The sequence below is a fragment of the Sulfurimonas sp. genome, assembly GCF_023229025.1.
In the GTDB taxonomy this organism is placed as follows: Bacteria; Campylobacterota; Campylobacteria; order Campylobacterales; family Sulfurimonadaceae; genus Sulfurimonas.
The window spans coordinates 1-3,191 of the sequence record NZ_JALOAA010000077.1 but is presented as its reverse complement, the minus strand read 5'-3'; the positions used below and the strand labels follow the sequence as shown (position 1 = coordinate 3,191).

At 41.7% G+C, this 3,191-nt stretch carries 3 protein-coding genes; all 3 read right to left on the bottom strand.

The window, feature by feature from the left end; all coding sequences use genetic code 11:
• Positions 1–55: 55 nt before the first annotated feature.
• Complete coding sequence (locus M0Q20_RS10970; RefSeq protein ID WP_295061902.1) at positions 56–796, bottom strand: ATP-binding protein; 741 nt, start codon at positions 794–796, stop codon at positions 56–58.
• Complete coding sequence (locus tag M0Q20_RS10965) at positions 789–2,405, bottom strand: hypothetical protein (RefSeq protein ID WP_295061899.1); 1,617 nt, start codon at positions 2,403–2,405, stop codon at positions 789–791. The genes M0Q20_RS10970 and M0Q20_RS10965 overlap by 8 nt, the downstream gene beginning before the upstream one ends.
• Positions 2,406–2,485: 80 nt before the next feature.
• A partial coding sequence (locus M0Q20_RS10960) for a nucleotidyl transferase AbiEii/AbiGii toxin family protein (RefSeq protein ID WP_295061896.1) occupies positions 2,486–3,191 on the bottom strand: 706 nt, incomplete at its 5' end.

Here is a 3,191-nt window from a genome sequence, read left to right as displayed (position 1 = left end):
AAACGGCCAGCGTGCGTTAAATGGCGGCCAGACAATTCTAGCCGCCTAAGTAATGTTATTTCGCCTTCTCGATGAAAACCAAATACCCGTTTTCAATTAAACGAGAGCGAATGCCATCTGCTTGTGCTCCGGTGTTAGAATCCCCACTCAAGCTAACATTCCAATCAGCAGGGCTGTATTGTGTGCTCACCATAGTAGTCCTACCCTGAATCTCTCTATTTTTAATGAGACTGTAGAGGATTATGGTAGCTTCTGAGTCATAGCGTTCTATAGCAAAATCATCAATTATTAGCACCTGAATGCGACTGTAATACTTAAGCCTTCTGTTGTAGGCACTGAGGTCTTTGCGTCTTTTTATGAGCAACTCGTCCATCAATTCAATATAATCGATGAATCGAGTGCGATAATTATGACGACAAGCTTCGACGCAAAATGCTCTTAGAAAGTAAGTCTTACCCACATTGCTCTCACCGATTACCGTTACGTTCTTGCGGTCTGCAATGAACTCGAGTGTTCGAAGCTGACTGACGAGATTGTCGTTATATACTCTATGAGGACCACTTTTTAAGTTTTCCAGCAAAGCATCCTGACGCACCAACCTACTGAGCTTCAAGTTTCTCTTGAACTGTTCATTGGAATATTTAAGGTGTTGAACTGAAACCACCTCGCGCAATAGTTGCAATGGAGTGAGGTCCATCCCTTCAGGACTTCGAATTAATTCATCTAAACGACTGCTCATCTCACCCAAGTCCAGCTCTTCAAGCATCTGTTCTATATCGTGTGAATTCTTAGCCATTATTTTGATCTCCTGTATGGGTTTGGCGCTTAAGTATTGCCTCGATGGAATACCGCGAAGAGTCAACCTTATGAAATCTACTTAACTCCTCTTCTGGAATAGATTGCTCTGGTTTGACAGTAGCAGTAGCATTCAAACTGACATAATCGGCTATGGTGTTCTTGATGTAGTTGTAGTTACATTTACCCTTTCTCACTGCATTAGCACAGCATGCCTCTAAGTTCGCTTTGCCTTTACGTTTTGCAAATCCCAGCACTCCTACACATCTTCGAAATGCTTGTACTGGGTAGAGCACACTGCCAATGAGTTCATCAATTACAAGGCGAGTATTGGGACCAATTGCTGATGCCCAGCTTTGGAAGAACGGAACGCTCCACTTGTCATAGTCTGTGGTATGCTGTGGTAGGTCACCAGGGTGAATAACCCAATCCCCTCGGCTATAACTACGTTTGTATTGTCTTACCAAATCGCCCTTTAGCGTATAGACAAATACTTCAAACGCAGAAGCTCGGATATCTAGCACTTGCTTGATGTACCTACGTGGCATAGTATAGTGAACGTAATCAAAGACAAAAGAGAAGTCTTGGTTTACTGTCACTCGTTGTCGCTCAAGGAATTGGTAGTCTGAGAGCGGCAACGGTAACAGTAGGTCCTTCTCCTCTTGTTCAAAGAGATCTTTTCGACTGTAATGGCGTCCCTGAAAGTTGCGACTGTTTAGTTCCTCCATCTTTTGCCACAAAACCCCATTTAATGCATCAAGGGAGAAGAAGGTCATTTCCCCCATGTCCATGAGGGCAGATGTGGTTAGATACCCTATGGAGGCTTCCACGTTTGGCTTAAAGGTCGGCCCCTGCACTACTGCAGGCATGATTGCTGTTCCATAATAGGCGGCCCACTCTTGAAAATCTTTATTGAGAATTGGGTCGACCCAGTCCATATTCCTGAGCACTGCAACCTTTGCATTGTCAGGTGTGCAGATTTGAGTGACACCTTCAAAGAACCTCAAAGCATTATTATTTACTCGTATCCAGTTGCGACTATCGCAACAGGTCATCCCTTCAGCATAGAAATATTTGCTGTATGAAAGGGTAGCGACAAAGATAATTACCTTCTCTTTTGAATCTGGAATTCGCTTATTATGTAGATAGAGCACTTTGCCAGCAAAATCTAACTCGAGATTCACTGCCGGATGGCGCACTATGTGATAGCTGATTTTCTTGTCATCAAGCCATTGAGAGTACTTATGGCAATATTGACGATAACTGTAGGGCTTTCTTCCCTCAACAACGCCGAGGGCGTTGTACTTCCTCCACAGTCGTTGCAAAGTTTCTCCTTTCTTTGCCAGGGCTTTATGAATTTCTTCATAGGCTGGTTGGCGATAGAGCTCTTCAATGGCTTTATCTTTTACGCCTCGCTTTTTGTACAGTAACTCTTCAATGTTTTCATTAGTTACATCTGGGCCCAAAGGCAATTTCAATTGCCCATCCTCTTTGAACCGTTTAAGGAACTCATTAACCGCTGACTTGCTGTATCCGCAGCTTTTTGCGATCTCTCTACCACTGAGATTGCTACCATACCGCAACCCCAAAATTCTCTTGTAATCGAGCATGACTCGACCTCCTTAAGGAAAATGTCACCTCGTTTGAAGTGCCAATCCAGTATAGAGAACCAAGAGATTTTTGTGGCCTTTTATTGTTCGCCGGCTGGCCGTTTAATAACGCACCAATGACCTGTTTTTAGCGCCATAAACAGGGCAGTTCTGGTTTTTATCAAGTCTTGAAGATCTACATCTATATTCGACATTCCTTCAAAACTAGATGTATATGCTTTCTTTAAATTGAGTTGCGATGGATTTAAAATTTCAATAATCTTCCTATTGTGTGAAATAAGGTAGACTATAAATGCTTCTTTCAATCTATTAGTTACCCTTTCTTGTTCAAAAAGCAATTTTATATCAAAAAGATCTCTCGGGTGTTGTCTGTCTAAAGCTGCCACAATTTTTCCAGCGAAAAGATCCTCAAAAGAGACTATCTTTACCTGCGCGAACCCAAAAACTTCTTCAACAGCATTAGATATTTTCATCAATTTAGGTTCATAAACAGTGCCACGTAAAACTGGTGACACTTCAACTTTCACAACTGCATTTTCAACAGTGACAATTAGTTTATTGATATGAGAAGTATGTTTTAACTTTAAATATTGCACGGTTGAACCTTTAATATTGGATTTAATTGAAGTTCCAAGCTTGCTTAAGTTGCCACTAATATCAATTAAGGATGGTTCTCTCTCCCCAATAGGGATATAAACCAAATCAATGTCTACCGAAAGGCGGGGCATATCTCTATAAAAAAGGTTAATCGCAGTTCCACCTTTTAATGCAAAACATGAATGGTTA

Bases quoted from the DNA above. Each gene is read 5' to 3' on its own strand.
- M0Q20_RS10970 (WP_295061902.1), bottom strand. From the start codon at position 796: ATGGCTAAGAATTCACACGATATAGAACAGATGCTTGAAGAGCTGGAC.
- M0Q20_RS10965 (WP_295061899.1), bottom strand. From the start codon at position 2,405: ATGCTCGATTACAAGAGAATTTTGGGGTTGCGGTATGGTAGCAATCTC.